This window comes from Streptomyces sp. NPDC007983, from assembly GCF_042958345.1.
GTDB lineage: Bacteria > Actinomycetota > Actinomycetes > Streptomycetales > Streptomycetaceae > Streptomyces.
In genome coordinates this window covers 81,294-106,570 of the sequence record NZ_JBIBJI010000002.1, presented here as the reverse complement: position 1 = coordinate 106,570, position 25,277 = coordinate 81,294, and the positions used below count along the sequence as shown (strand labels likewise).

The following is a 25,277-nucleotide window of genomic DNA, read 5'->3' as shown; positions in this document are numbered from 1 at the left end:
CGTCGTTGCGCGGCCGTGACGGGTGATTGCGGCGACTTCACGGTGGGGTGCGGTGCTGGGTGCGGGGTTGGGGTGCGGGGTTGGGGTGCGGGGTTGGGGTGCGGGGTTGGGGTGCGGGGTTGGGGTGCGGGGTTGGGGTGCGGGGTTGGGGTGCGGGTGACCCCGCACCCCTCCCGTCGTACGGCGGCCAGCCGGGGTCAGTGGTGCCAGGCTTGGCCGTTGGTGTTGTGGATCATGCGCTGGAGGACCTTCAGGGCGGCGACGTAGTCCTCGTCGGGGATGCCGTCGTGGATGCGCTCCCGCATCGTCACCTGGTGTTCCGCCGCCCGGGCCTGTAGTACGCGGCCCTCGGGGGTCAGGTGGAGGGCTTCGGCGGTGGTGGTCAGCAGGCCGCGCTCCAGGAGGGCGTCGATCTCGGACTCCAGGGCGGCGCCCACGTCCAGATAGCCCTGGAGGACGGCCCGCACCTCGGCACGGGTACGGCCGTCCTCGCCGCCGTCGCGGACCTGGTTCAGCACCCACCACTGGGGCTGGCTGAGGCCGAATTCCGAAAGCCCTTCGCGGATGTAGGTGACGACCGCCTTGGAGGCGGCCCAGCTCCAGTAGCCGATGGGCTGGCGGATCAGTTCGTCGTCGCTGTGTGAGTACTCCATGCGGACGAACGTAGAAGTTGAACCAAGGTTGAAGTCAAGACGCCTCGAGTTCCTTCAGGTACGCCGCGCGTGTCTCCTCGTCCAGGAAGGAGGCCCGGAAGGAGTTGCGGGCCAGGGTGCGCAGCGTCGCCTGGTCGAGCCCGAGGGCGTCCCGTACGGCGGTGAAGTTGTCCTCCGCGTAGCCGCCGAAGTAGGAGGGGTCGTCGGAGTTGACGGTCACCAGCAGGCCGGCGTCGAGCATCGCGGGGAGGGGGTGGTCGGCGAGGTGGCCGACGACGCGGAGGCGGACGTTGGAGAGGGGGCAGACGGTCAGCGGCACCTGGTCGGCGACGAGGCGCGCGACCAGGGTCTCGTCCTCCAGGCAGCGGACGCCGTGGTCGACGCGGTCGACGCCGAGGATGTCCAGCGCCTCCCAGACGTACGCGGGCGGGCCCTCCTCGCCCGCGTGCGCGACGCACTTCAGCCCGGCCTCGCGGGCCAGCGCGTACACCTCGCGGAACTTCGACGGCGGGTGGCCGACCTCGGCCGAGTCGAGGCCGACGGCGGTGATCCGGTCGAGGTAGGGGCGGGCGGATTCGAAGGTGGCCAGGGCCGATTCGGCGGTCTCGTCCCGCAGGAAGCACATGATCAGGCGGGTGGTGATGCCATGGGTGCGGGGCGCGGCGTCGAGGGCGCGGGTGAGGCCGCGGATGACGGTGCCGATGTCGACACCGCGGGCGGTGTGCGCCTGGGGGTCGAAGAAGATCTCGGCGTGCCGGACGCCCTGCTCGCGGGCGCGGGCGAGGTAGGCGTTGGTGAGGTCGGCGAAGTCGTCCTCGGTGCGGAGGACGGTCATGAGGGCGTAGTAGAGGTTGAGGAAGTCCTGGAGGTCGGTGAAGGAGTACGCGGCGCGCAGCTCGTCCTGGGTGGCGTAGGGCAGCTCGATGCCGTTGCGCTCGGCGAGCGCGAAGGCGAGTTCGGGCTCCAGAGTGCCCTCGATGTGGAGGTGGAGTTCGGCTTTGGGGAGCGGCGGCACGGCTGGGATCACCTGCTGGTTTCGCTGGTACGGAACGACTCCCCAAGGCTATGCGGGGTGGGGCACATCGCTCGTTCGGGGTAATGCGAACGAATAACGGATACGAGTCACGCACCGTCGCTGCGGTGAGGCCGAGAGTACGCTCCGTAGCAGATGGAGGATGCAGTGACCGCGATATTGGAGCGGCCGATGACCACAGACACACCGGACGCCGAGGAGCCCCTGAAGGGGTTCGACGATCTGCTCCGGACCACGGAGGAACTGGACACGCCGGACGGCTTCAAGGCCGAGCTCATCAGGGGGAAGATCGTCGTGTCGCCGTGGTCGGGGCTGCAGTACCTGTGGCCGATGCGGGAACTTCGGCTGCGGCTGGAACCCCATGCCCCCAAGGGGCATATCGCGGAGACGTCGCCCTTCCTCTTCACCTTCCCGTCCGCCGAGCGGGCGTTCGGCCCAGATCTTTTCGTCGCGGCCGGCAGCGCTTTCCGGGGCGTCCAGGGACGGCATGCCGACAGTGAGGCGCTGTCCCTCGTCGCCGAGTTGACCTCCGTCTCCACGCGCGACGTGGACTGGCGGGAGAAGCTCGAGGTCTACGGTCGCCATGTGCCGGTGTATCTCGTGCTCGACATGCAGGCCGAGGAGGTCACCGCCTTCTGGGACCCGTCGGACCACGGCTACCGGGCCCACATGACCGTCCCCTTCGGCAAGCCGCTGCCCATCCCCGCTCCGTTCGACTTCGAGTTGGAGACGGACATCTTCCTGACCTCCGAGGAGCCCGAAGAGGACGACGCCGCCGAATAGCCCGGCGCAACCGCCGCGCCCCTTGGCCGCGTCACACAGCGCGATGGTGCTGGTGGGGCCAAGGGGAGGCGGGCATGTTCAGGTGGGTACGGCGGCGGTTGCCGCGGACGCGGGGTGGGTGGCGGCGGGCGTTTCAGGTCGCCGTGCTCGTCAGCGTGCTGGCGCTGCTGCCCGCGACCTGGCTGCGGCTGAGCACCGGCGGGCGGGTGGGGATGGCGGTCGGGGGCGCGCCCTCGGCGCCGGTGGGCGTGGTGTTCGGGGCCGGGTTGTGGAACGGGGAGCCGTCGCCATATCTGGCGCACCGGCTGGACGCGGCCGTCGCGCTGTACCGGGACGGGAAGGTACGGGCGCTGCTGGTCACCGGGGACAACAGCCGCGACGACTACGACGAGCCGAACGCGATGCGCGCCTATCTGGTGAAGCGGGGCGTGCCGGACCGGCGGATCGTCAGTGACTTCGCGGGCTTCGACACCTGGGACTCGTGCAGCCGGGCCCGGCGCGTGTTCGGGGTGCACCGGGCGGTGCTGGTGAGCAAGGGGTTCCACATCCGCCGGGCGGTGGCGCTGTGCGGGGCGGCGGGGATCGACGCGTACGGGGTCGCGGTGGACGAGCCGCACGACGCGACGTGGGGCTTCGGCGGGCTGCGGGAGACCGTGGCGGCGGGCAAGGCGGCGCTCGACGCCACGTTCCGGCCCGACCCGCACTTTCTGGGGCCGCGGGAGCGGGGTATCAGCGATGCGTTGGCGGATGACAGATAACAGATAACAGGTAGCGGGTAGCGGGTAACAGATTTTGATTTCTGTTAGTCGATTGTCGTTTCCGCTACCACCCACGCCAGATAGTCCTCGCTGCCCTGCGTGATCGGCGTCGCGATCACTTCCGGCGTCTCGTAGTCGTGCGCCTCGCGGATGTGCGCCTCCAGCTCGTCGTACCGCGCGGCGGTCGTCTTGAACAGCACCTGCCACTCGGCGGCGGTCTCGACGACGTCCTGCCACCGGTAGACGGAGGTCACCGGCTGGCTGATCTGCGCGCAGGCCGCCAGCCGGGCCTCCACGGCGCCGCGCGCCAGCGCCTCCGCCTTCTCGGGGGTGTCGGTGGTCGTCAGGACGGTCAGGTAGTCGGCCACGGCTGCCTCTCTCCACGTCGCCGGGTTGTGTTTCGCGGGGTGCGAACTGGCGCGCATCACGCTAGCCGGTGACGATTGAGGGAACCCGGTGACCATCAGAGCAGGCCGATCGAGGGGCACTCATGGATGACCTCACCGCGCTCGCGCGCCACCATCTGGACCAGGCGAAGGCCGATCCGCACGGGCGCAGCGCCCATCTGTTCCTGCACGACGGGCCGCTGCGGCAAAGCGTGATCGCGATGGTCTCCGGTTGTGAGCTGGACGAGCACAACGCTCCCCCGGCGGCGAGTCTGCACGTGCTGCACGGTCATGTGCGGCTGACCGGCAGCGGGGTGCGGACGGATCTGATCGCCGGGCAGGTGGAGCGCATTCCGCATGAGCGGCACGGGCTGCTCGCGCTGGAGGACTCGGTGGTGCTGCTGACCGCCGTGACCGCCACGGTGGGCTGTCCCACCCCCACCCAGGACGCGGCGACCGCCTGAGGGGCCCGCGGCCCGGGAGCGCGCCGCCCCGACGTCGTACCGCGCTGACGCCGGGGCGGGGACAGGGCCCCGGTGCGCTGCACGTCGCACCGGGGCTCATCGTGCGGTCAGCCGATGACCGGGGCCAGGTCGATCCGGTCGAGGTTCGGGGCGTACGCGCCCGGGTTGGCGAAGGTGACCGTATTGGCGCCCTTGGCGAGGTCGACGGGGACGGTCAGGGTCCAGTAGTCGTCCCAGCTCCAGGTGTTCTTGAACATCACGCGCCGGGGCTTCCCCTGGCCGATCGTGATGTCCGCGCCGCGCGAGACGATGTCGGTGTTGTACGCGTGGCCGTTGTCGCGCCGCTCGTTGTTGGCGTAGCGGACCGCCATCAGGTAGCGGCCGGCGGAAGGGGCCTGGACGGTGAGGGTGGCGGTGTTGGACGCGCCGTTGCCGAGCCAGCCGACGTAGGCGCCGCCCGAGGCGTGCGCGCCGGACTCGGGCTTGGCGGTGCCGGACAGTGCGGCGCTCTCCGCCTCGTATCCGCGCACGCCCGCCGTGTCGTCGCCCGCGCCCGTGACGTCCAGGGAACTGAGCCGTACGGCGGCGGGGCCGGCCGGGGTGGCGGTGATGCGGTTGTTGCCTGCGGTCAGGAAGAGCCGCTGGGAGGTGGCCGTGGTCGCTCCGTGCGCGGTGAGCTTGAGCGGGCCGCCGGTCGCGCGGGGGGTCACCGTGTAGTAGCCCTCGCGGGGTGCGTAGACGTCGAAGACGGCGCCGTCGCGGCCGTCCAGGACCAGCGCGCCGGTGCCGGTGCCGCTCGCCGAGCGGTAGTCGTAGGACGGGCTGCCGGTGGTGTCCGCGAGCGTGGCCTCGTACGCGGCGGAGGGCTCGGTGGCGGCCGTGAGGTCGATGCGGTCGAGGGTCACCTCGGCGGTGTCATGGGCCAGGGCGATCTCGTGACGGCCCGCGGAGAGCCGGAGGGTGGTGTTCTCGAGGCCCCGGTAGGTCCAGTTCTCGGTGGAGGGGTAGGTGACGGTGCGGGCCGCGCCGCCGTCGACCGTGAGGCGCTGGGTGGCGGGGCCACCGCTGTGGTTGCCGTAGAGGACCGCCAGGTCGTAGTCGCCGGAGCGGGGCACGTCCACGGTGAAGGCGACCTTGCTGGTGTCCTGGTTGAGGGAGCCGACGTCCTTGGTGCCGGAGGCGGCGTAGCCGTTGGCGTCGGTGACGGTGCCCTGCGTGAAGACCTTGCCCGCCGTGATCGCCGCGTCCTCCGCCTCGTACGCCGCGTGCCACGGCGCCCGCACGGGCCGCGGGGTGCCGCTGCCCGCCGGGGTGAGCACGATCCGGTACGCGGACATGCGGTCCATCGTGGTGAGCGGCACCGTGACCGAGCCGTCGCGCCCGACCGTCAGCTTCGTCCGGGCGAGGGTGCGGGGCGCGGCGTGCGCGCCCTCGTAGCCGGACCAGGCGGCCTCCGACACGGTGGCGGTGACCTGGCGGCCGAAGACCTTCGGGTCGACATGGCCGATCGTCACGTTGGCGTCGCCCGCCGCCCCGCCGACCAGCACCTGCGCCTGGCGTTTGGCGGTGTCGTAGGAGGCGAGGCCCTGGAGGGTGTCGACGGCGTTGGAGCTGGGCGGGGTGACCTTGACGGTCCGGCCGGTCATGGTGGCGTACCAGCGGAAGAACCACCACGCTCCGTTGGGGATGGAGGACTGGGCGACGCTGCCGGAGAGGTTGCCCGCGGCGTCCCAGTACGCCTGGTCGGCATAGACCTTGTTGCGCTCGAACATGGAGACCCACTGGACGAGTTGCCCGGGGACGGACAGGTCCCGGCGGTTGGCGTACTCGTCGATGTTGACCGGGCGCGGTGTGATCCCCGCGCGCTTCTCCAGGGCGCGGTAGTCGTCGTAATGGCTCTGGAAGTCGCGCAGGGAGTCCGGCCCCAGCTCATGCCAGGTGGTGACCTCGGGCAGCACCTTCTCCTTCTTCGCCCAGGTCAGGAAGTCACCCATCAGGCGGGAGTGGTACGAGGACTCGTTGGGGCCCGCGATGCGGGCGTCCGGGTCGATGGCGCGGATGCGGTCGTGGACGGTCTTCCAGTCGCGGAAGAAGCGGTCGCGGTTCTTCTCGTACGTGGCCTGGTCGGCGACGCCGAGCTTGTACCAGATCTGGTCGGGCTCGTTGAACGGGACGTAGACGAAGTGCTCGCTGTTGGGGGCGTCGGCGATGTCGCGCACGACCTTGTCGACCTTGGTGAGGTAGTCGTCGATGCCCAGGTCCTCGTACGGCCACTTCGCGTAGATGTCCTGCATCATCACCAGGACGTCGCCGCCGCCGTTGCGGAAGAACGACTTCGAGACGGTGACGGCGTCGCCGTTCGGGTGCTGGGCGCCGCCCTCCGGCTTCTGGGTGATGGTCGTGAGCTTCAGCGGCGCGAGGGCGGCGTCGGTCGGCACGCCGTCGTCGCTGAGGCCGTACAGCGAGCCGTTGGCGCCGTGCAGGACGGGGCCCTCGGGGGCGGCGAGGTCGACGGCGAGGGGCTGGGCGGCTTTCGGGGCGGCCGCGGGGGTGTCGGCGTCGGCGGGGACGGCCGCCGTGAGGAGTGCGGCGGCGAGGGCGGTGGCGGTGGTGGCCGTTCGTATCCGGTATCCGGTGGATCTGCCGGACCTGCCGGACCTGCCGGACCTGCCGGACCTGCCGGAACTACTGGGCCTGCTGGACGTGCTCATGCGCGGGGGACCTCCGAGGGTTGGTTCGGCGGTGACGGATCCGGCGGTGGGCCGGAGCTTTCGCGGACGATCAGCAGCGGTACGGAGACGGGGCGCGGCGCGACCGGTTCGGCGTCCTCCAGCAGCCCGTACAACCGGCCGAAGGCGGCCCGGCCCAGGCCCGTGAAGTCGAGCCGTACCGTCGTCAGGGCGGGGGTGAGGAACGCGGAGTGCGGGGCGTCGTCGAAACCGGCCACGCTCACCTCGCCCGGGATCGCCCGGCCCGCCTCGTGCAGCGCCCGGATCACCCCGAGGGCGAGGTCGTCGTTGCCGCACAGGATCGCGGTGACGGACGGGTCGCGGGCCAGCCGCCGCCCCGCCCGGTAGCCGCCCGCCGGGTCCCAGCTTCCGGCCAGTGGGCGCGGCTCCGGCGCCCCGGCCGCGCGCAGCGCGTCCCGCCAGCCCGCGGTGCGCTGGCCGGTGCGGCGGGTGCTGGAGGGGATGGCGACGTAGTGCACCGTCTCGTGGCCGAGGTCCAGCAGATGGCGGGTGACGGTGCCGGCCGCCGCGCGGTCGTCCGTCCACACCCAGGGGCGGTGCCCGGCGGGCGGCCGGGAGGGGGTCTCGACGACGCCCACGACCGGGAGTTCGGCGGGCACGGCGGCCAGTGCCCGGACCCCGGCGGTGTCGTACGCCATCACGATCAGCCCGCCGCCGGTGTCGGCGGCCCGCCGCACCTCGGCCCGGACGTCGGCCACGGTCTCGGACTCCAGGACGCCGATGGCGACGGTGTAACCGGCGGCGCGGGCCGCCTCCTCGATGCCCTGGAGGGTGGCGGCGTAGCCGTAGTGCGTGGTGTTCGCGGTCAGCACGGTGACCGACCGGGTCCGTCCGCTGGCCAGGGCGAGCGCGGTGGCGCTGCGGCGGAAGCCGAGCGCCTGGATCGCGGCGAGGACGCGTTCGCGGGTGGCCGGTTTGACGCTCGGATGGTCGTTGATCACCCGGGAGACGGTCTGGTACGAGACCCCCGCGGCGGTGGCGACATCGCGGATACCGGGCCGCTTGCCGCCTCTTGTGTGACCGGTCACATGCACGCCAGGATTGTGACCGGTCACACAGGGGGCGTCAAGGGACGCGTCGCGGGCGCGGATGCGCGTCAAGTGGCCGCCGACGGAAGGGGCGTGGCGTGCGGGAGACGTTCACCTGGGGCCATTCGGCGCTCACGGCCGCGTTCGCGACCGGGCCGGACGGGGTGCTCCGGCTGATGCGGCTGGGGCCACCGGACGAGGCCGCTCCGCCGGACGAGGCCACTCCACCGGACGACGCCGCCCCGCTGCCGGTGGTGGAGGTGCTGGCGCTCGGCTACGGCAGCGAGTGGTCGGGGCAGCGCGGCATCGAGACGGCGCTCGGCGCGCGGCTGCGGTACCGCGGCCACCGGACCGGGACGGACCGGAGCGGGACGAACCGGAGCGGGACGAACCGGGCCGAGACGGGCGAACGCGGCTGGCACCGGCTGACGCTCGATCTCCACGACCCCGGCTCCGGCCTCACCGCCGAGGTCCGCCTCTCCTCACCCGACGGCCTGCCCGTACTGCGCTCCGAGGTGCGGCTGACCAACGAGGGCACCGATCCGCTCGTCGTCCAGGCCGTCCCCGGCCTCGTCCTCGGCGGCCTCCCCTCCCCCGACGCCCTCGACGTGCACTGGGCGCACAACGAGTGGCTGGCCGAATGCCGTTGGGCCGCCGTACCGCTGCGCGAGCGGGTCGTGGACATGTCGCGGAACGCCCACGGCCGCGACAGCCGCGCCGCCCTCGTCCTCGGCGGTGTCGGCAGCTGGCCCACCGACGGCCATCTGCCGATGGGCGCCCTGACCGAGCGCGCCACCGGCCGGGCCTGGCTCTGGCAGATCGAGTCGCCGGTGGGGTGGCGGTGGGAAGCCGGGGAGCGGGCCCACGGGACGTACGTGGCGCTCGGCGGCCCGACCGACGCCGAGCACCAGTGGCGCGAACGGCTCGAACCCGGCACGTCGTTCACCACCGTCCCGGCCGCCCTCGCGCTCGCCGGCCGGGGCGGTTTCGACGCGGCGATGGCCCACCTCACCGCGTACCGCCGGGCCGTCCGGCGCCCGCATCCCGACCACACCGCCCTGCCCGTGGTGTTCAACGACTACATGAACACCCTGATGGGCGACCCCACCACCGAGCGGCTGCTGCCCCTGATCGACGCCGCCGCCCGGGCCGGGGCCGAGTACTTCTGTATCGACGCGGGCTGGTACGACGACACCGGCGCCTGGTGGGACGGCGTCGGCGCCTGGCAGCCCTCCACCCGCCGCTTCCCCGGCGGGCTTCAGGTCGTCCTCGACCGCATCCGCTCCCTCGGCATGGTCCCCGGGCTGTGGCTGGAGCCCGAAGTCGTCGGCGTCCGCAGCCCGGTGGCCGCCGAGCTGCCGGACGACGCCTTCTTCCAGCGCGACGGCGTACGCCTCACCGAAGACGGCCGGCACCACCTCGACCTGCGCCACCCGGCCGCACGCCGCCACCTCGACACGGCCATCGACCGCATCGTCGGCGACTGGGGCGTCGGCTACCTCAAGCTCGACTACAACATCAGCATTGCCCCGGGCACGGACTGGGATCCGGAACACGGCCATGCCGCCCCCGGTGCGGGCCTGCTCGCCCACGCCCGCGCCTACCAGCGCTGGCTGGCCGCCGTGCTCGACCGCCACCCCGCCCTCGTCATCGAGAACTGCGCCTCGGGCGGTATGCGCATGGACGGCTCCTCACTCGCCCTCACTCAGCTCCAGTCCACCAGCGACCAGCAGGACCCGCTCCGCTACCCGCCCATCGCCGCCGCCGCGCCGACCGCGGTGCCGCCGGAGCAGGGCGCGGTGTGGGCGTACCCGCAGCCCGGTTTCACCGACGACGAGATCCGCTTCACGCTGACCGGTGCGCTGCTGGGCCGGGTCCATCTCTCGGGCCACCTCGACCGGATGACACCGGCCCAACTGGACCTCGTACGCGACGCCCTCGCGGCGTACCGGCAGGTGCGCCCCGACCTGCCCTCCGCCGTCCCCTTCTGGCCGCTGGGGCTGCCGGGCTGGGAGGACGCTTGGGTGGCGCTGGGGCTGCGTACCGGTGGCGGCCGGTCCGGACGGACGTACGTCGCCCTCTGGCGCCGGGGCGACGCGGCGCCCGAACGGACCGTGCCGCTCCCCCACTTGGCGGGCGGCGCGCTCCGTATCGACCACCTCCACCCGGCCGCCGCTTCGGGTGCGACGTGGTCCCCGGAGCGCGCCGAACTCACCGTCGCGCTCCCCCACGCCCCCGCGGCGCTCCTGCTCCGTCTGACCGCCGTCGACGAGGACGACTAGCAGAAGCAACCGGACGTCTGCACAAGGGAGTTAGCATCGCCGCATGTCCTCCGTTCTCCTTGTGGGCCTCGATCCGCAACTGGCACCCGGCGCGGACGCGGCCGCCGTTTCCTCCCTCATCGACACCGACATGGCCCGCCTGCGCGAGCGCGGCGTCGACACCGCCACGGCGCTGATCCCGCTCGACGAGTCCACCGAGTCCACGCTCGTCGGCGCGCTGGCCGAACGACCGTGGGACGTCGTCGTCATCGGAGGCGGCATCCGTAAGCCGGCGGAGCTGGTGACGCTGTTCGAGAAGGTCGTGAACCTGGTACGGCAGCACGCGCCCCAGGCGGCGATCGCGTTCAACACCAACCCCGGCGACAGCACGGAGGCCGCGCTGCGCTGGCTGTGAGGGCGCCGCCGGTCAGGCGGCGGGGCGCCGCAGGGCGCGCAGCACTTCGGCGTCGCTCGCCGGGCGTGCGGTGCGCAGCATGCGGCGCAGTTCGTCCCGGTCGGCCGGGCCGCTCGTGCCGTACGCGGTCACCGTGAGCAGCATCCCGTCGCGGTGCGCCGACAGGACCATCTCGACGCCCCCGCCGCCGAGGTGCCGGGTCATCTCCGTGATGCCGTCGCCACCCCGCCCGCTGTCGCGGGTCACCATGAACGCCACGTCGGCCGCGCTCGGGACGTACGGGAGGTAGTGGACCCGGAAGCCGTCGACCGTCAGGTTCCCGTTGCCCTCGTCCACGCGGTATCCGGCGGGCGCGTCGGGCAGCAGCAGCTCCTGGCGGGCCAGCGAGGTGCCGGACATCAGGCCCCGCATCTCCTTCTCCTGCTGGGACTTGTGCGTGACGGCCGTGCCGTACGCCACCACCCCGAGCACCGCCACTCCGGAGATCAGGCGGACCGTCACCCCAGCGATGAACAGCGCCGCCACCAGCGCGTACGGCACCCCGCACAGCGCGGCGCGCTGAGCGGGCCCGCCCACGTGCAGCGCACCGGAGTGCCAGGCCCCGATGCCCGCCGCGAGCCCGACCGTGCCGCCGAGGAACACCGTCATGGCCCAGCCGAGCCGTCCGCCCGCCGTACGGCACGGCCGCACCACATGGCCCACCGGGGCCACGCCCACCGCGAGCACGCTGACCATGGCGGCCGCGCCGATCGCGACCGCCGGCAGCCGGTCCACGTCGAGTCCGAGCCCGTGACCGAAGCCGATGCGGTAGGCGCGCGGCACCACCAGTGCCCCGGCCGCCCACACCAGCCCCAGATACAGGGCGAGATGCGTCCATCGTTTCCCCGTGGCCTTCACGCCTCGATCATGTCAGGACGCCCGCACCGGGCACCTGAGCACCCCTACCTACTTCAGTCGCTGCCGCCCCCGCCACCGCCGCCGCAGGAGTGGTGGCCGCCGCCGCAGGAGTGGTGGCCGCCACCGCAGGAGTGGTGGCCGCCGCCGAGGTCCATGATCCCGTCATTGTCCGAGTCGAGAGCCCCGCCCAGGTGGAGCAGACGGCGGGTGAGGCCGGGGGCCGACGGGATCCCCTCGCTGACGTTACGGCGCAGCGCACCCTTCGGCAGGGCGGCGGGGCCCTCGAAGACGTGCCCGGGGAACGCGCCGCTCCGCTCGGCCGCCCCCAGATGCCACTTGCCCGCACGGGTGAGGCGCAGGCGCCTGGGGGTGAGCAGGCCGCAGGAGACCATGCGGCGTTCGATCTCCTCCACCTCGGGCCCGGTCTCGATGGCTTCCAGCAGGTGTCGCGTGCGCCGGGAGACGTATCGGCACAGCTCGGCCACCGCGTGCTCGAAGGGGTGACCGTCAGGGTCACCGGCTCCGTCCAGGGTGTGCACACGGGAACTGCGGATCCGCACGATGCCGCGCTCGTGCAGCGCGACGAGGGCGACTTCCATCATGCGCCGCGGCCCGCCGGCCAGATAGGCGACGTCGTAGAGATCCAGCGTCCGCGGTGCGGGATCGGTGGTGCGCCGGAAAATGAGCTTCATCGGAATGCCCCCTTCCATCCCAACTGATTCCTTGTCGTCAGTTTTGTCCGGGCAGTGAGGTGACGAACCGTGATCACACCAGTTCAGAGGGAGATTTGAAGTTCACCACCCTCGGCTCATTTGCCTAAAGCTGTTAGGCAAATACATAATCACTTATGCCCCAGCGACAGACTGAGATGACGACCACCCCCATCACCCCTGAACTCCTGCGCGGCGCCCTCGATCTGGAGCGCACCGCGCACGGGCTGCTGCCGCACCGGCTGCCCGCCCGGGCCCGCGCGCAGTGCGCCGATGGGCAGTTGGCCATGGCTGAGGCCCAGCCGTCCGGCGTGCGGCTGGTGTTCCGTACCCGGGCCACCGCCGTCGAGCTGGACGCGCTCCGCACCAAGATGGCCTACCGGGGCGCCCCGCCCCGCCCGGACGGGGTGTACGACCTGCGTATCGACGGCCATTTGGCGGGGCGGGCCAGTGTGACCGGCGGCAAGGTCCGGACGATGGACATGACCACCGGGGCGGTGGACACCGCGCCGGGTCCGGTCGGCACCGTACGGTTCTCCGGGCTGCCCGACCGCATGAAGGACGTCGAGATCTGGTTGCCGTACAACGAGATCACTGAGCTGGTCGCCCTGCGCACGGACGCCGCCGTCGAGGCCGTGCCGGACGGGGGCCGCAGGGTGTGGCTGCACCACGGCAGTTCCCTCAGCCACGGCTCCGACGCCGAGAGCCCCAGTACGACCTGGCCCGCGCTGGCCGCCTCACTGGGCGGCGTGGAGCTGATCAACCTCGGGCTGGGCGGCAGCGCCCTGCTCGACCCGTTCACCGCCCGCGCGATGCGGGACACTCCGGCGGATCTGATCAGCGTCAAGATCGGCATCAATCTGGTCAACGCCGATCTGATGCGGCTGCGCGCCTTCGGCCCGGCGGTGCACGGCTTCCTCGACACCCTCCGCGAGGGGCACCCGACCACGCCGCTGCTGGTCGTCTCCGCCACGTACTGCCCCATCCACGAGGACACCCCCGGCCCGAGCGCCCCGGACTTCACCCGTCTCATCGAGGGGAGGCTCCAGTTCCGGGCCACGGGCGACCCCGCGGAGCGCGCGGCGGGGAAGCTGACGCTCACCGTCGTACGGGACGAGCTGGCCCGCATCGTGCGGCAGCGGGCCGCCGACGACCCCCACCTTCACTACCTGGACGGACGCGACCTCTATGGCGAGGCCGACTTCGCCGAGCTGCCGCTGCCCGACCAACTGCACCCGGACGCGGCCGCCCACCGCCGCATCGGCGAACGCTTCGCCGACGCAGCGTTCGGCACCGGCGGTCCCTTTACCGCCGCGCTTGGGTGAGGACGGCGAACACGCCCCGGCTCTCGCCGCCGTCCGGCAGCCGCCACGGGGCGGTGACCTGCCCCTGCGCCTCGGGCGCCCGCCGGTCCGCTTCGAGGACGCGCGTCACGTCGAGGGTCAGCCGCCCCTCCGCCACCGCGAGGCGGGTGCCGTCCGGCCCGTTGGTGACGGACGCGGCGCCCACCGCGTCCGGAACGTCGGCCGCCTGGACGGCGACGGACGGGTCGGGGGTGTCGGACACGCTCTGCATCTGCGGCTCGGCGCGGCCCTGGAGGAGCGCGAACAGCTGGGCGACGAGGACCGGGTCATGGGTCCCGTCGTACACCCACCGCCGCCCCAGCACCCCGTGCTCCGACGTGCCGACGAGGGCCTGTTCGGCCCCGGCGAGCGGGGCGGCGCGGTAGCTGAGCGGCAGGTGATACCAGACGGGGCGGTCCCCGGAATCGTCCCTGACCACCATGAACTCGATCCCCACCTCACCCTGCGGGTCATCGAGCCGGAAGCCCCCGACCCTGGACAGCTCCGGCTCACGGCCCGCGCCGAGGTACCACGGCTGGCGGGGAAGCCAGGGCGTCAGAAGCTCCAGCTTGGTGGGGCGCATGGTGGTTTTGTGGATGACAGCCATGCCTCGTGAACCCTCCCCGACGGCGTGGTGTTCCCCATGACAGCCATCAGCCGGGGTCCGGCATCCCGATCCCCCGGCCGCGGCGGAGGCGCTCCACGGGCACCGATATCGGGCCTGCACCATGTCCAGCTTGCGATCCCCCCCGGGTGCGGAAGACCGCTGCCGTGAATTCTGGGGAGGCGTTCTCGGTATGACAGAACTCGAGAAGCCGCCCGTGCTGGCAGCTCGCGGAGGGTGCTGGTTCCGGGGTGGGGGCCTGGAGGTTCACCTGGGCGTCGAAGAGGACTTCCACCCGAACAGGAAGGCGCATCCAGGCATCCTTGTGACCTCGATCCATGAGCTCGCCAAGCGGCTGGAAGACAAGGGAATCAGCGTCACCTGGGATGACGACTTCCCCGGACACGACCGCTTCTACACGTTCGACAAGCTGGGCAACCGGCTGGAATTCCTTGAACCCGTCCGCGCTTGCTGACGGGCCTGCTGCCTCATCACCCAGCCGGCCACTCAGCTCTTGTGTCAGCCGCTGAGTGATGACGCGAGCCACACCGGGCTCGGATGCCTCAGCTCAGCGGGAGTTCCGCGAGCATGACGGCGAAGACCGGGGAGTCCGGGAAGGGCTGTTGTTCGCCCACCTTCCGGAAGCCCCAGGACTCGTACAGGACCTGCACCCGGGGGTGCTCGACGTCCACGAGCAGGACGACGAGATCCTCGGCGCGCTTGTCCAGCAGCGCGCGGGTCAGTCGTTCGGACACGCCCTGCTTCCGCCACTTCGGGGTCACGGCCAGCTCGGAGTACGAGAAGGTCAGGTCCCTCTCCGGCGCCGGGTCGAGGTGCTCGCGCCACCACTCGCGACCGGGGGTGCCCGGGGCGCCGTAGGCGAAACCCACGGCCTCGTCGCCGTCGTACGCGATCACGCAGGCGAACCCCGGACGGCCGCCCCAGTGGTCCACGAACCAGGGGAAACGCTGATTGAACTCGTCATCCATCGCGTCCGCATAGGCGTCGTTGTGCAGATCGATCAGCGTCTGGCGGATCTCCGGGAGATCGGCGTGGGTGAAGTGGCGGACGTCCAGATCGGCGGCGCTCAAGCTCGGCTCCATTCGGTTCGGTAGCGGTCGCCCCACTCCCGGGCAACGCTCGCGTCAGGGGCGAGAGTGATCAGGTCGCGGTAGTAATCGCCGAGAAGAGAGCGCATGCGTCCGGGGATCGGGTGCCCGGTCATCAGCTCAAAGACGGTGGAGGCGGTCGCGCACGCCTGGTCGATGTCGCGCTGGTGGAGCTGGGTCAGGGCGAGCCGCGCGGTGGCCAGGGCGCGGTTGCGGCGGAACTCCTTGGGGATACCCGCCAGGGCCTGGTGGGAGGCGGCCTCGGCCTCCGCGGGTTCGCCGATCTCATCCCGGACGATGGCCGTGAGGGCCATCAGCTCGCCAGGTCCGTAGAAGGCGGTCCAGCTCGGGCGGGGATCATCCAGGGACGCCTTGCCCAGGGCCTCCTGGGCGCATCCGAGGGAACGTAAGGCGGCCTGACGGTCGCCAAGCTTGGCGTGGGCGAGCGCCGTCCGGGCGTGCGCCAGAGAGCCGTAGAACGGGTCCCGTCGGGCGATGGCCGTCGCCTGCGCCGCATAGCCGGAGTCGACGGCCTCGGTGTACTCACCACGATGGTGGGCGAGAACGGAGTACATGTTCCAGGCTTCCAGCTCGACGACGGAGTCCTTGGCCATCCCGGCCAGACAGAGCGCCCGGTCCAGCAGGCCCCGGGCCCGTTCGGTGCGCTTGTCGTCGATGGCGGACCAGGCTGCCCTGCACGTGTAGTCGGCGGCCACGCCGAACAGCCTCTGACGGATGCGCTGGGAGGCACCCAACTGCTGCTTCTCCAGCGCCTCGGCCGCCCCGGCGAGGGCCGTGCGCTCCAGCTCGTCGTGCCCTCCCCGTGCGGCGTCCAGCGCCACCAGGTCGTCCAAGCCGGAGCGGAGCCGGATCACGTCCGAGGTGCCTACGGAGTGCTGTGCGACGAGGGGTACGACGACCGCGGCCGTCGTACCGGTGGTTGCGGTCAGGAAGTGCCTACGCCTCACGGGCTCCTCCGGTTCTGCGGCGGGGCGTTTTCGGGCCGGTGGGACGAATCCCAGTTCCTCGGCCGTACATCCGAATACTGCCTCTAACGCCGCCCGCTGCCGAGAGTGCGGCCAGCCGGTTTTTCCGGTCAGCCAATGACGGACCGTCCGGTCACTCACCGTGCCCTCGTGACCGTTGCGGTGCAGGTGAGTGTTCACCGCGTCGGCCAATTCGTTCTGCGTGAGCCCGCTCTCGAGCATGGCGCTGTTGAGGCGTCCGTTCCCCTCCATGTACCCACCGTAGCCACTCAAGCCCCCTCGGTGAGGTGAGTTGGCCGACAATTTCCGCTTGGGCGGTTTGCATATCTGGGCGGCATTTCCTCCTCCCGTGCGGCGGGCCGTCGTTCACTCGGGCAAGGCCGTTCACTTCGCACTTACCGAGGTCCTGATGACCGTGACCGCCACACCTCGCCCCAAGGGGCACCCCGGATATTCACAGACGATGCGCCGCGTACCGGAGAGCGCGGAAGCCGCCCGCAGGCTCGTGCGTACCGCGCTGGCCGCCTGGGGTCAGGAGAACCTGATCGAGGACGCCGTGCTGGTGATCACCGAGTTGGTCTCCAACTCCGTCAACCACGCCCGGCTGGAGTCGATCCGGGTCGTCATCACCCGGCCGTCCGAGGACGTCATCCGGCTCGGCGTCGCGGACCGGGCCCGGTCCGTGCCCCTCCTGCGGACAGACTCGAACGGCGACGACACCAGGGGCCGTGGCCTGCTGATCGTCGACGCCCTCACCGAGCGATGGGGAACGGAGCTGTACCGCTGGGGGAAGCAGGTCTGGGCCGAGATGAAGTGCGAGGCGGCCGAGTGAAGAACGGGAAGGTGTGGGTGGGCGACCGGGTCCACGACGAGGACACCGGCCGGGACGCGATCGTCTCGGACGTACGAGGGGGCCGGACGTACATCCTGCGGGCGCTTGCCGGGGGCAGGGAGTGGACCTCCGAGAACCCCGAGCGGCTGACGGTGACCGTACCGCTCCAGCTCGAACCCGATCACCAGGGCCGGTTGTGAACCTCGCCACGGAGGGGAGCTTGCCCCTTTCTACCGCGTGACCGGAGAAGCCGATGAGCCGCCGGGGGTGGCGCCGACGAGCAGGGCGACCAGTCGCTCCGTCTGTGCACGGGGGTCCGGGCCGCCCGCCCAGCTGGTCATGAGGAGGTGGTGGACGGTTCCGACGAGGGCGAGGGCGACCGAGGCGGTGTCGGTGCCGTCCGGGAGGCGTCCGAGCCGCCGTTCGGCGTCCAGGTAGGTGGTGATCGCGTTCTGGATCGCGGTGAAGCCCGGTGCACCGGCCTCCAGGGCCCGGCGAATCCGGAGGGAGGCGGCGGGGCGGGTCATGGCCAGGCCGGCGACGGCTGGGTCCAGGGAGTTCAGGAGTGCAAGCGCGACCGTGACGAGGTTGTCCGCCACGGTGGCCTGACCTGCTCGCGCGGGGAGTCCACCGGCCTGTCGTGCGGTGCGGGCGAACCGATCCAGGACCAGCTCGGCGACGAATTCGTCCAGGCCGTCGAAATGCGCGTGCAGCAGTCCCTTGGCGCAGCCCGCCTCGCCGGTGATGGCTCTGCTGGTCAGAGCGGCCGGGCCCTCGCGGGCCAGGACCTGCTCCGCGGCGTCGAAGAGCCGCTCGCGAAGGTCGGGGATCGCTACTCCACGCGGGGACATGGGCCTCTCCTGGGATGGGGCATATGGCATCGCGGCCCACTCCGGCGCATAACCGATCGCCAGTATGGGCGCTTGCCCATACTGTATGGGCAAGCGCCCATACTAGTTCTGGCAAAGCACCACGTCCCGCAGGAGGCCCCGAACATGCGACACATCGTCAACGCCGACCAGGCTCAGGCGTGGAACGGGTACGAGGGCGACCACTGGGCCCGAAACCAGGATCGGTGGGACGCCGTGAACGACGGCTTCAACGAACCCCTGCTCGCCGCCGCCGCGATCCAGGAGCACGACCTCGTCCTGGACATCGGCTGCGGGACCGGGTGCACCACCCGCCTGGCCGCGCACCGAGCCCGAAACGGCCAAGCTCTGGGCCTGGATCTGTCGGCACCCATGCTGGCGCGCGCCCACGAGACCGCGCGGCGAGAAGACATCCCCAACGTGATCTTCGAACAAGGAGACGCCCAGACCTACGCCTTCGAGCCAGGAGCGTTCGACGTCGCGATCAGCCGCTTCGGAGTGATGTTCTTCGCCGACCCCGTCGCCGCGTTCACCAACATCCGGCGCGCCTTGCGGCCCGGTGGCCGCGCGGCGTACATCTGCGCGGCCGGGGCCGAAGGCAACGACTGGCTCCAGGCCGTCGCCGCACTGCGCGGCATCCTGCCCGTCGGAGAGTTCGGCGCACCCGGAAGCCCGGGAATGTTCGCCCTGGCGGACCCGGACCGCACCGGCGCGATACTGTCCGCCGCCGGCTTCGAGCACATCGAGGCCGTGCGCGTGGACGCCTACGGGACGTGGGGGCGGGACGCAGCCGACGCGGCCGCCTTTCTGCTGGCCTCCGGCCCCGGGCGCCATCTGACCAGCCAGGTCGGACCGGAGAGCCGGGACCGCGCCCGCCAGGCACTCACCGACATTCTCCGCCCCTACGAGGAGGACCGCGCGGTGCGACTGCGCACCCCTGCCTGGCTGTTCACCGCCAACCGCCCGAAGTCGCCGGACCCGGTCAGGACAGCCACTGGTCGTAGCCCAGCTTGATCACCAGGGAGACCACGACCAGCACCAGGATTCCGCGGACGAAGCCGCTGCCCCGCTTCAGGGCCATGCGCGCGCCCACCATGCCGCCCGCCAGGTTGAAACAGGCCAGGAGCGCGGCCAGGCCCCACAGCACCGTGCCCTGGGAGCCGAAGGTGACCAGGGCGCCCACGTTCGTGCAGACGTTGACGACCTTCGCGGTGGCCGAGGACGTGACCAGGTCCGTCCCCAGCGTCGCGGCCAGGGCGATGACCAGGAAGGTGCCGGTGCCCGGGCCGATCAGGCCGTCGTAGAAGCCGATGCCGAGGCCCACGCCCAGCACCGCGGCGAGCACGCGGTGGCGGGACAGCGGGCCGGTGAGGGCGGGGGCGGTGCCGAAGGCGGGGCGGAGGAGGACGAACGCGAGGACCGCCAGCAGGACGACCATGATGAGCGGGCGCAGGACGGCGCCGTCGATGCCGGAGGCGAGGGAGGCACCGGCGAGGGAGCCGATGGCGGCCGCGACGCCGATGCGTACCGCGATCCGGACATCCACCGGGGCCTTGCGGGTGTACGTGACGGCGGCGCCCGCCGTACCGCAGATGGCGATCGCCTTGTTGGTGCCGAGGATGTACGTGGGCTGGAAGCCCGGCAGCCCGACCAGCAGGGCGGGGAGCAGCAGCAGTCCCCCGCCTCCCACCACGGCGTCGATCCAGCCGGCCGCCCCGGCGGCCAGACAGAGCAGGAGCAACGTCGTCAGCGGTATATCAGGCATGGTCAGGAGCCTATGGGCCGCGCCTGGCGGGTCCGGCGGGAGGGCTGGCCGGGGGCCCGAGGGGGCCCGATGGGGCCGCGTTTACCGCATGTTCGGGCCGCTGTGAAGGCGTGATCCGTCACGGGTGAGAGTTTGGCAACTACCAGACGCAACTGATCAGTTGATGAGTAGTATCTGCCCGGTTCATGGCCGTGTCCCGGATGGAGGTGTCCTAAGTGCTATCGGGGACGGTGGCCGTCATCGTGGCCTTGTCCGTCGTTGTGGTGCTGGTGTTGCTCCTGGGGCTGATGTGGGTCTCCAGACTGCGCAGAGCCCTCGCCCGGGCCCGGGCGGCGACGGAGCGGGAGCGGGCCGTCGCCGAGCAGGAACGCGCGACCGCCGAGCGGGAGCGGGCGCGCGCCGCCGAGCGCGCCGAGGAGATCGCCCGGCTGGCGGCCGTACGGACGGAACTGGACGAGGCGGCCCGCCGGGAGCGGATGCTGCGCGACTCCGTCCAGGCCTCGTTCGAGTCCGTGGCCCGGAACATGCACGCCATGTCGACCGTGCAGCAGCAGGTCCTCGACGGCCTGGAGCAGCATGTGGCCGACGCGCGGCTGATGGCCGAGGTGATGAAGGCCGACCACGCCGCCGCGCAGATGACCCGCAAGGCGCAGACCCTGCTGGTGATGTGCGGGATCTGGCCCGCCCGGCGGGAGACCCGGCCGGTGACGCTCTTCGACTGCGTGCGCGGCGCACAGTCGCGGATCGTGGAGTTCGGGCGGGTGGAGGTGCACGGCGGGCAGACGCTGTACGCGGTGGCACCGGCCGTCGAAGGGCTGATGCACGCGGTCGCCGAACTGCTGGAGAACGCGACGGTGTTCTCCCCGTCCCGCACCCAGGTGGCCGTCTCCGTCCGGGAGGTGGCGGCGGGCGCGGTCATCGAGATCGACGACGCGGGGCTCGGAATGCCGCCGGACGTCCTGGAACAGGCCACCGGACAGCTGCGCGAGGGTCTGGACCTGGCCCAGCTGGGAGCGGTCCCACGGCTGGGGCTCGCCTGTGTGGGGCGCTGGTCGCGGGAGCTGGGCTTCGGCGTCGAGCTGTCGACCGCCTCGGCGTACGGCGGGACCCGGGTCGTGGTCTTCGTACCGCACCGGCTGCTGACCGAGCCGGTGGACAGCGCCCCGGAGACGGACGCCGAGCCGGTGGTCATCGAGCCGGTGATGGCGGAGCCCGCCGACGCGGATCCGGCCACGGCGAGGGACGCCCCCGCGGCGGCGGGCGGCGGCGGCCTTCCGCAGCGCCGCAACCGGCGCCGTACGACCCCGCCTACGACCCCGCGTACGGCCGCCCCGGGCGCCGAGGACGTCCCACAAGCCGCCGCGGACACCGACCCGTGGACCCCCGAGGCCGCCCGGGCCTCCATCGCGAGCGTGGTGTCCGGCACCCGCCGCGGGCGGGCCGAGGCCGCGGACGCCGATCGGGTGCGCGTTCCTGATCACGACCGGGACCGGGACCGAGAAGATCACGAGGACCGAGAAGGAGGCCGGTAGTGGCCGGAACCATATCCAGGCTGCCCGACGTTGGATGGATGCTGCGTCCTTTGACCCAGATTCCGGGGGTGCGGCACGCCGTCGTCGTCTCGGAGGACGGTCTGCGCATGGGGCACGGCTCCGCCGAGGGACTGACGGGAGAGGTCTCCGAACTGGGCGTCGCCGAGGCCGAGTCGCTGGCCGCGGCCTGCGCGGCGCTGACGGTGACCAGCCAGTCCACGGTGTCGCTGCTCTTCGGCGAGGAGGCGGGGGTGAGACAGCTGATGATCGAGTCGGACGGCGGCTTCGTACTGTTCACCTCGGCCGGTCAGGGCGCCTCGCTGGGGGTGGCCACCGGCACGGAGGCGGATGTCGGCCTGGTGGCCCAGCAGATGCAAGTGCTGGTGGCGAGAATCGGCGCCCATCTGAGCAGCCGGCCACGGGAGCAGATCACCGCGCCATGACCGAGCCCGGGGAGGAACGAACCACGGCCGCGGTGCGCCCGTACGTGATCACACGCGGGCGTGCGGGTTCCTCACGGGATGCTCTGCCGCTGGAGACGCTGGTGCAGGCCTCCGGAAGCGCCCTGCCCCCGACCCTTCAGCCCGAGTACCGGCGGATCGTCCGCCGCTGTGAGGGGCTGCTGTCGGTGGCGGAGGTCGCCGCTCACCTCGGTCAGCCACCGGCCGTGGTGCAGGTGCTGCTCGCCGATCTCATCGACTGGGGGCACATCGTGGCGCGCCCGCCCATCCGGGTGGCCGAGCGCGCCGATATGGACTTGCTGAGGAAGGTGCTCGATGGGCTTGAAAGCAAGCTCTGAGATCTCGATGCCCGACACCGGCCGCACGGACGGCGCGAACGGTGTGGAGGGCGCGAACGGCGTGGACGACGACATGGATGACACCCACGGCATGAACGGCACGGACACCGCGGAGAGCGCGGACGACATGGACGACGCGACGGTCATGTACGTGCAGTCCAGCGTGTCCGGCGCGGCGAAGATCCTGGTCGTCGGGCCGATGGGGGTCGGCAAGACCACGCTGATCGGCACGGTCTCGGAGATCAAGCCGCTGTCCACCGAGGCGACCATGAGCCGGGCGGGCGCCCGGCTGGACACGCCGGTGCGGCCGACGAAGTCCACCACCACCGTCGCGCTGGACTTCGGGCGGATCACGCTGGGCGGCGAGTTGGTCCTGTACCTCTTCGGCACCCCCGGCCAGCAGCGTTTCCTGCCCGCGTGGAAGGACCTGGCGCGTGGCGCCCTGGGCGCGCTCGCGCTGGTCGACACCCGCGATCTGGAGGCGTCCTTCGACGCCATCGGCCATCTGGAGGACCTGGACGTTCCGTTCTCGGTGGCCGTCAACTCCTTCCCGGACAGCGTGCTGCACAGCGAGGACGATCTGCGCTCGGCGCTCGATCTGCTCCCCCACACCCCGCTGGTCATCTGTGACGCGCGCGAGCACAGGTCGTCGGTCAAGGCGCTGATCTCGCTGGTGAGCCATCTCATCGAGTCCGTCACGGAGGCGACATGACGGCGGCGGGCGCGGCCGGTACGGCGATGCAGCGGGTGCCGCTGCACGGGACGGCGCTGGACGGGCCGCTGACCGAGCTGTACGAGCGGATGCGCCGCGACCACGGCAATGTGGTGCCGGTCGAGATCGCGCCCGGGATCGAGGCGTGGCTCGTCATCGGCCACCGCGAGCTGCTCCATCTCACCCGTGACGAGCAGTACTTCTCGCACGATCCGCGCCGCTGGACCCCGCTGCGCGACGGCCGGGTGCCGGCCGATTCGCCGCTGATGCCGCTGGTGGGCTGGCGGCCCGCGCTGCTGTTCGCGGACGGTGTGCAGCACCGCCGGATGCGTTCGGCGGTGGCCGACGCGCTGGGCCGGGTGAACGGGCACGAGCTGATCCGTACGGTGCGGGCCACCGCGGAGCGGCTGGTCGCCGGGTTCGCCGATCAGCACCGGGCCGACCTGGTGGCGCAGTACGCGCGCGTCCTGCCGCTGCAGGTGGTCACCGAGCTGCTGGGGCTTGACGAGGAGAGCGGGCCGCGGCTGGTCGAGACGCTGACCACGATCGTCGCCCCGACCGTGGCCGCCACCGGCGCCAACAAGCGGATGGGCCGCATCCTGCTGGAGCTGATCGCCTGGAAGAAGCAGCGGCCGGGCGCGGATCTCACCTCCTGGCTGCTGGAGCACCCGGTCGGGCTGAGCGACGAGGAAGTGCTGCACAACCTGGTGGTGATCATCGTCGCGGGAAACAACACCACCGTGAACTGGATCGCCTCCACCACGCAGATCCTGCTCACCGATCCCGCGTTCCGCTCCTCGCTGACCCGCGGCCATCTCACCGTGGACGACGCGCTGGACCTGGTGCTGTGGCGCCAGCCGCCGACCCAGAACTTCCCCGGCCGCTACGCCACCCGCGATCTGCGCCTCGGCGGGCAGAACATCCGTGCCGGGGACATGCTGATCCTGGGGCTGGCCGGGGCGAACGCCGATCCGGAGGTGCTGCCGGAGGACGGCCGCCCGGTGGTCGGCAACCGCTCGCACCTCGCGTTCGGCGCGGGCCCGCACACCTGCCCGGCGCAGGATCCGGCCCGGCTGATCACCCGTACCGCCGTGGACACGCTCCGCCACCGGCTGCCCGATCTGGAGATCGCGGTGCCGGAGGAGCAGCTTCCGTGGATCACCTCGCCCTGGTCCAAGGGGCTGGCCAAGCTGCCCGTGCGGTTCTCCGCACCGCAGCTCGCCGCCGACGCCCCGGCCCCGCCATCGCCCCACCAGTGGCCCCCCGCGCCCGACTCGCCTCCAGGAGACCGCAGATGACCGACGGCCGCTGCCCCGTACCGCACGACACCCCCGTACCGCACGACGGCCCCGCGCCGCACCGGCTGGCCCCCGACGACCAGCACGCGGTCAACACCGGGTTACGCGCACGCGGGGCGGCGGTCCCGGTCCTGCTGCCCGGTGACGTACCGGCGTACGCCGTCACCCGGCACGAGGAGCTGAAGTCCTTCCTCACCCACCCCGACGTGGCCAAGAACGCCTGCCACTTCGCCGCCCTGCGGAGCGGTGAGATCCCGGCCGGCTGGCCGATGCTGACCTTCGCCACCGTGCGGGGCATGACCACCGCCGACGGCGACGACCACAAGCGGCTGCGGTCCCTGGTGACCCGGGCGTTCACGCCGCGCCGGATGGAGGCGCTGCGCCCGGTCGTCCACGAGCTGACCGGCACGCTGCTGGACCGGCTGGCCGAGGCCGCCGCCGCGGACCCGGACGGGGTGGCGGATCTGCGCCGCCACTTCGCGCTGCCGCTGCCGATGAGCGTGATCTCCCGGCTGCTGGGCGTCGACGAGGCGTACCAGGACCGGCTGCACGAGCTGTCCAACGAGATCGTCTCCACCGCCACCGCCCCCGAGCGGGTCCCGGAGGCCAACCGCGAGATGGTGGCCATCCTCGGCCAGGTGGCCGCGGCCCGGATAAAGGACCCGGGGGACGACCTGACCAGCGCGCTCATCGCGACACGGGCGGAGGACGGGGACCGGCTCAGCGAGGAGGAGCTGATCGGCACCCTGCTCCTGACGATCATCGCCGGGCACGAGACCACCCTCAATCTGATCACCAACGCCGTACGGGCGCTGTGCAACCACCGCGACCAGCTGGAGCTGGTCCGCTCCGGGGCCGCGACCTGGGACGATGTGGTCGAGGAGACCCTGCGGTACGACAGCCCGGTGAGCCACTTCCCGTTCCGCTACCCGACCCGGGACCTGCCCGTCGGCGACGCGGTGATCCCGAAGGGCACGCCCGTGCTCGCCTCGTACACCTCCGCCGGGCGCGACGAGCGGGAGTACGGGCCGGACGCGGACCGCTTCGTCGTGACCCGGGCGGCGCGGCATCTGTCCTTCGGCCACGGCGCCCACTTCTGCCTGGGCGCCCCGCTGGCCCGGATGGAGGCCGTGATCGCGCTCGAAGGGCTCTTCACCCGCTTCCCCGGCCTCGACCTGGCGGTCCCGGACGATCAGCTCGTGCCGCACCGGAGCTTCGTCGGCAACAGCCCGCAGAAGCTGCCGATCACGCTCGGGTAGGGCTCACAGCCACCGGGGCGGCGCGCTGAGG

The 25,277-nt window shown here is 71.8% G+C and carries 27 protein-coding genes and 1 pseudogene; 16 read left to right on the top strand and 12 right to left on the bottom strand.

Annotated elements, in window-relative coordinates:
* Positions 1–197 precede the first annotated feature (197 nt).
* Positions 198–653, bottom strand: a complete 456-nt coding sequence (locus ACFZCY_RS05245; RefSeq protein WP_391169591.1) for a MarR family winged helix-turn-helix transcriptional regulator — start codon at positions 651–653, stop codon at positions 198–200.
* A gap of 34 nt (positions 654–687) precedes the next feature.
* Positions 688–1,668 carry an adenosine deaminase gene (locus tag ACFZCY_RS05240; RefSeq protein WP_391169589.1) on the bottom strand — a complete coding sequence of 327 codons (981 nt, stop codon included), beginning with the start codon at positions 1,666–1,668 and terminating at the stop codon, positions 688–690.
* A gap of 189 nt (positions 1,669–1,857) precedes the next feature.
* Here ACFZCY_RS05240 and ACFZCY_RS05235 point away from each other — a divergent pair, with 189 nt between their 5' ends.
* Both ACFZCY_RS05235 and ACFZCY_RS05230 read left to right on the top strand, forming a co-directional pair.
* Positions 1,858–2,469, top strand: coding sequence for a Uma2 family endonuclease (locus tag ACFZCY_RS05235; protein ID WP_391169587.1), 612 nt, complete (start codon positions 1,858–1,860; stop codon positions 2,467–2,469).
* Between the two features lie 74 nt (positions 2,470–2,543).
* A complete protein-coding gene (locus ACFZCY_RS05230) occupies positions 2,544–3,227 on the top strand; it encodes an ElyC/SanA/YdcF family protein (protein ID WP_391169585.1) in 684 nt (227 codons plus the stop codon).
* A 44-nt stretch (positions 3,228–3,271) separates the two neighbouring features.
* Here ACFZCY_RS05230 and cutA read toward each other — a convergent pair whose 3' ends face one another.
* A complete protein-coding gene (gene cutA / locus ACFZCY_RS05225; RefSeq protein ID WP_361480859.1) occupies positions 3,272–3,595 on the bottom strand; it encodes a divalent-cation tolerance protein CutA in 324 nt (107 codons plus the stop codon).
* 122 nt (positions 3,596–3,717) lie between these two features.
* Here cutA and ACFZCY_RS05220 point away from each other — a divergent pair, with 122 nt between their 5' ends.
* Positions 3,718–4,077, top strand: a complete 360-nt coding sequence (locus ACFZCY_RS05220) for a cupin (RefSeq protein ID WP_361480862.1) — start codon at positions 3,718–3,720, stop codon at positions 4,075–4,077.
* Between the two features lie 107 nt (positions 4,078–4,184).
* Here ACFZCY_RS05220 and ACFZCY_RS05215 read toward each other — a convergent pair whose 3' ends face one another.
* Both ACFZCY_RS05215 and ACFZCY_RS05210 read right to left on the bottom strand, forming a co-directional pair.
* Positions 4,185–6,788, bottom strand: a complete 2,604-nt coding sequence (locus ACFZCY_RS05215; protein WP_391169582.1) for a CBM35 domain-containing protein — start codon at positions 6,786–6,788, stop codon at positions 4,185–4,187.
* Positions 6,785–7,855: a substrate-binding domain-containing protein gene (locus tag ACFZCY_RS05210; protein WP_391170362.1), complete on the bottom strand. Its 1,071-nt coding sequence runs from the start codon at positions 7,853–7,855 to the stop codon at positions 6,785–6,787. The genes ACFZCY_RS05215 and ACFZCY_RS05210 overlap by 4 nt, the downstream gene beginning before the upstream one ends.
* A 98-nt stretch (positions 7,856–7,953) precedes the next feature.
* Here ACFZCY_RS05210 and ACFZCY_RS05205 point away from each other — a divergent pair, with 98 nt between their 5' ends.
* Positions 7,954–10,137 carry an alpha-galactosidase gene (locus ACFZCY_RS05205; protein ID WP_391169579.1) on the top strand — a complete coding sequence of 728 codons (2,184 nt, stop codon included), beginning with the start codon at positions 7,954–7,956 and terminating at the stop codon, positions 10,135–10,137.
* 43 nt (positions 10,138–10,180) lie between these two features.
* Positions 10,181–10,531, top strand: a complete 351-nt coding sequence (locus tag ACFZCY_RS05200; RefSeq protein WP_391169577.1) for a hypothetical protein — start codon at positions 10,181–10,183, stop codon at positions 10,529–10,531.
* Between the two features lie 12 nt (positions 10,532–10,543).
* Here the strand turns inward: ACFZCY_RS05200 and ACFZCY_RS05195 are convergent, their stop codons facing one another.
* Positions 10,544–11,428, bottom strand: a complete 885-nt coding sequence (locus tag ACFZCY_RS05195) for a hypothetical protein (RefSeq protein ID WP_391169575.1) — start codon at positions 11,426–11,428, stop codon at positions 10,544–10,546.
* Positions 11,429–11,481: 53 nt separating this feature from the next.
* Positions 11,482–12,120 carry a TIGR04222 domain-containing membrane protein gene (locus ACFZCY_RS05190; RefSeq protein WP_391169573.1) on the bottom strand — a complete coding sequence of 213 codons (639 nt, stop codon included), beginning with the start codon at positions 12,118–12,120 and terminating at the stop codon, positions 11,482–11,484.
* 176 nt (positions 12,121–12,296) lie between these two features.
* On the opposite strand from ACFZCY_RS05190, the gene ACFZCY_RS05185 reads away from it, so the two are divergent.
* Positions 12,297–13,463 (top strand): GDSL-type esterase/lipase family protein, encoded by a 1,167-nt coding sequence (locus ACFZCY_RS05185; protein ID WP_391169571.1) that lies wholly within the window; start codon positions 12,297–12,299, stop codon positions 13,461–13,463.
* On the opposite strand, the gene ACFZCY_RS05180 is transcribed toward ACFZCY_RS05185, so the two are convergent.
* Positions 13,444–14,088: a 1,4-alpha-glucan branching protein gene (locus tag ACFZCY_RS05180; protein WP_391169569.1), complete on the bottom strand. Its 645-nt coding sequence runs from the start codon at positions 14,086–14,088 to the stop codon at positions 13,444–13,446. The two genes, ACFZCY_RS05185 and ACFZCY_RS05180, sit on opposite strands and share 20 nt — an antisense overlap.
* Before the next feature lie 36 nt (positions 14,089–14,124).
* Between ACFZCY_RS05180 and ACFZCY_RS05175 the strand changes: the two are divergent.
* Positions 14,125–14,560 (top strand): annotated as a pseudogene (locus ACFZCY_RS05175) (glyoxalase).
* Between the two features lie 88 nt (positions 14,561–14,648).
* On the opposite strand, the gene ACFZCY_RS05170 reads toward ACFZCY_RS05175, so the two are convergent.
* Complete coding sequence (locus ACFZCY_RS05170) at positions 14,649–15,188, bottom strand: GNAT family N-acetyltransferase (RefSeq protein WP_391169567.1); 540 nt, start codon at positions 15,186–15,188, stop codon at positions 14,649–14,651.
* Positions 15,173–16,162: an XRE family transcriptional regulator gene (locus tag ACFZCY_RS05165; protein WP_391169565.1), complete on the bottom strand. Its 990-nt coding sequence runs from the start codon at positions 16,160–16,162 to the stop codon at positions 15,173–15,175. Before ACFZCY_RS05165 ends, ACFZCY_RS05170 begins: the two co-directional genes overlap by 16 nt.
* A gap of 427 nt (positions 16,163–16,589) precedes the next feature.
* Here ACFZCY_RS05165 and ACFZCY_RS05160 point away from each other — a divergent pair, with 427 nt between their 5' ends.
* On the top strand, positions 16,590–17,012 hold the full coding sequence (locus tag ACFZCY_RS05160) for an ATP-binding protein (RefSeq protein ID WP_391169563.1): 423 nt from the start codon (positions 16,590–16,592) through the stop codon (positions 17,010–17,012).
* Entirely contained in the window at positions 17,009–17,212 is a 204-nt protein-coding gene (locus ACFZCY_RS05155; protein ID WP_391169561.1) for a hypothetical protein, read from the top strand. The genes ACFZCY_RS05160 and ACFZCY_RS05155 overlap by 4 nt, the downstream gene beginning before the upstream one ends.
* A 30-nt stretch (positions 17,213–17,242) precedes the next feature.
* Here ACFZCY_RS05155 and ACFZCY_RS05150 read toward each other — a convergent pair whose 3' ends face one another.
* Positions 17,243–17,863, bottom strand: a complete 621-nt coding sequence (locus ACFZCY_RS05150) for a TetR family transcriptional regulator (RefSeq protein ID WP_391169559.1) — start codon at positions 17,861–17,863, stop codon at positions 17,243–17,245.
* Positions 17,864–18,007: 144 nt separating this feature from the next.
* On the opposite strand from ACFZCY_RS05150, the gene ACFZCY_RS05145 reads away from it, so the two are divergent.
* Entirely contained in the window at positions 18,008–18,895 is an 888-nt protein-coding gene (locus tag ACFZCY_RS05145; protein WP_391169557.1) for a methyltransferase domain-containing protein, read from the top strand.
* On the opposite strand, the gene ACFZCY_RS05140 is transcribed toward ACFZCY_RS05145, so the two are convergent.
* On the bottom strand, positions 18,864–19,646 hold the full coding sequence (locus ACFZCY_RS05140; protein ID WP_391169555.1) for a TSUP family transporter: 783 nt from the start codon (positions 19,644–19,646) through the stop codon (positions 18,864–18,866). The two genes, ACFZCY_RS05145 and ACFZCY_RS05140, sit on opposite strands and share 32 nt — an antisense overlap.
* A 215-nt stretch (positions 19,647–19,861) precedes the next feature.
* Here ACFZCY_RS05140 and ACFZCY_RS05135 point away from each other — a divergent pair, with 215 nt between their 5' ends.
* The 6 genes from ACFZCY_RS05135 to ACFZCY_RS05110 are packed head-to-tail and all read left to right on the top strand — an operon-like array spanning position 19,862 to position 25,246.
* Positions 19,862–21,178 carry an ATP-binding protein gene (locus tag ACFZCY_RS05135; protein ID WP_391169553.1) on the top strand — a complete coding sequence of 439 codons (1,317 nt, stop codon included), beginning with the start codon at positions 19,862–19,864 and terminating at the stop codon, positions 21,176–21,178.
* Complete coding sequence (locus ACFZCY_RS05130) at positions 21,178–21,621, top strand: roadblock/LC7 domain-containing protein (RefSeq protein ID WP_391169551.1); 444 nt, start codon at positions 21,178–21,180, stop codon at positions 21,619–21,621. Before ACFZCY_RS05135 ends, ACFZCY_RS05130 begins: the two co-directional genes overlap by 1 nt.
* Positions 21,618–21,977: a DUF742 domain-containing protein gene (locus tag ACFZCY_RS05125; RefSeq protein ID WP_391169548.1), complete on the top strand. Its 360-nt coding sequence runs from the start codon at positions 21,618–21,620 to the stop codon at positions 21,975–21,977. Before ACFZCY_RS05130 ends, ACFZCY_RS05125 begins: the two co-directional genes overlap by 4 nt.
* Positions 21,961–22,689 (top strand): ATP/GTP-binding protein, encoded by a 729-nt coding sequence (locus ACFZCY_RS05120; RefSeq protein ID WP_391169546.1) that lies wholly within the window; start codon positions 21,961–21,963, stop codon positions 22,687–22,689. The genes ACFZCY_RS05125 and ACFZCY_RS05120 overlap by 17 nt, the downstream gene beginning before the upstream one ends.
* Complete coding sequence (locus ACFZCY_RS05115; protein ID WP_391169544.1) at positions 22,686–23,987, top strand: cytochrome P450; 1,302 nt, start codon at positions 22,686–22,688, stop codon at positions 23,985–23,987. Before ACFZCY_RS05120 ends, ACFZCY_RS05115 begins: the two co-directional genes overlap by 4 nt.
* Positions 23,984–25,246 (top strand): cytochrome P450, encoded by a 1,263-nt coding sequence (locus ACFZCY_RS05110; RefSeq protein WP_391169542.1) that lies wholly within the window; start codon positions 23,984–23,986, stop codon positions 25,244–25,246. Before ACFZCY_RS05115 ends, ACFZCY_RS05110 begins: the two co-directional genes overlap by 4 nt.
* The last annotated feature ends 31 nt before the right edge of the window (positions 25,247–25,277 follow it).

What these genes read in the sequence shown, in the direction of transcription:
- ACFZCY_RS05230 (WP_391169585.1), top strand. Translation starts at nt 2,544, where the DNA reads ATGTTCAGGTGGGTACGGCGGCGGTTGCCGCGGACGCGGGGTGGGTGG.
- ACFZCY_RS05110 (WP_391169542.1), top strand. Translation starts at nt 23,984, where the DNA reads ATGACCGACGGCCGCTGCCCCGTACCGCACGACACCCCCGTACCGCAC.
- ACFZCY_RS05160 (WP_391169563.1), top strand. Translation starts at nt 16,590, where the DNA reads ATGACCGTGACCGCCACACCTCGCCCCAAGGGGCACCCCGGATATTCA.
- ACFZCY_RS05115 (WP_391169544.1), top strand. Translation starts at nt 22,686, where the DNA reads ATGACGGCGGCGGGCGCGGCCGGTACGGCGATGCAGCGGGTGCCGCTG.
- ACFZCY_RS05200 (WP_391169577.1), top strand. Translation starts at nt 10,181, where the DNA reads ATGTCCTCCGTTCTCCTTGTGGGCCTCGATCCGCAACTGGCACCCGGC.
- ACFZCY_RS05145 (WP_391169557.1), top strand. Translation starts at nt 18,008, where the DNA reads ATGCGACACATCGTCAACGCCGACCAGGCTCAGGCGTGGAACGGGTAC.
- ACFZCY_RS05215 (WP_391169582.1), bottom strand. Translation starts at nt 6,788, where the DNA reads ATGAGCACGTCCAGCAGGCCCAGTAGTTCCGGCAGGTCCGGCAGGTCC.
- ACFZCY_RS05235 (WP_391169587.1), top strand. Translation starts at nt 1,858, where the DNA reads ATGACCACAGACACACCGGACGCCGAGGAGCCCCTGAAGGGGTTCGAC.
- ACFZCY_RS05190 (WP_391169573.1), bottom strand. Translation starts at nt 12,120, where the DNA reads ATGAAGCTCATTTTCCGGCGCACCACCGATCCCGCACCGCGGACGCTG.
- ACFZCY_RS05245 (WP_391169591.1), bottom strand. Translation starts at nt 653, where the DNA reads ATGGAGTACTCACACAGCGACGACGAACTGATCCGCCAGCCCATCGGC.
- ACFZCY_RS05180 (WP_391169569.1), bottom strand. Translation starts at nt 14,088, where the DNA reads ATGGCTGTCATCCACAAAACCACCATGCGCCCCACCAAGCTGGAGCTT.
- ACFZCY_RS05185 (WP_391169571.1), top strand. Translation starts at nt 12,297, where the DNA reads ATGACGACCACCCCCATCACCCCTGAACTCCTGCGCGGCGCCCTCGAT.
- ACFZCY_RS05125 (WP_391169548.1), top strand. Translation starts at nt 21,618, where the DNA reads ATGACCGAGCCCGGGGAGGAACGAACCACGGCCGCGGTGCGCCCGTAC.
- ACFZCY_RS05150 (WP_391169559.1), bottom strand. Translation starts at nt 17,863, where the DNA reads ATGTCCCCGCGTGGAGTAGCGATCCCCGACCTTCGCGAGCGGCTCTTC.
- ACFZCY_RS05170 (WP_391169567.1), bottom strand. Translation starts at nt 15,188, where the DNA reads ATGGAGCCGAGCTTGAGCGCCGCCGATCTGGACGTCCGCCACTTCACC.
- ACFZCY_RS05220 (WP_361480862.1), top strand. Translation starts at nt 3,718, where the DNA reads ATGGATGACCTCACCGCGCTCGCGCGCCACCATCTGGACCAGGCGAAG.
- ACFZCY_RS05140 (WP_391169555.1), bottom strand. Translation starts at nt 19,646, where the DNA reads ATGCCTGATATACCGCTGACGACGTTGCTCCTGCTCTGTCTGGCCGCC.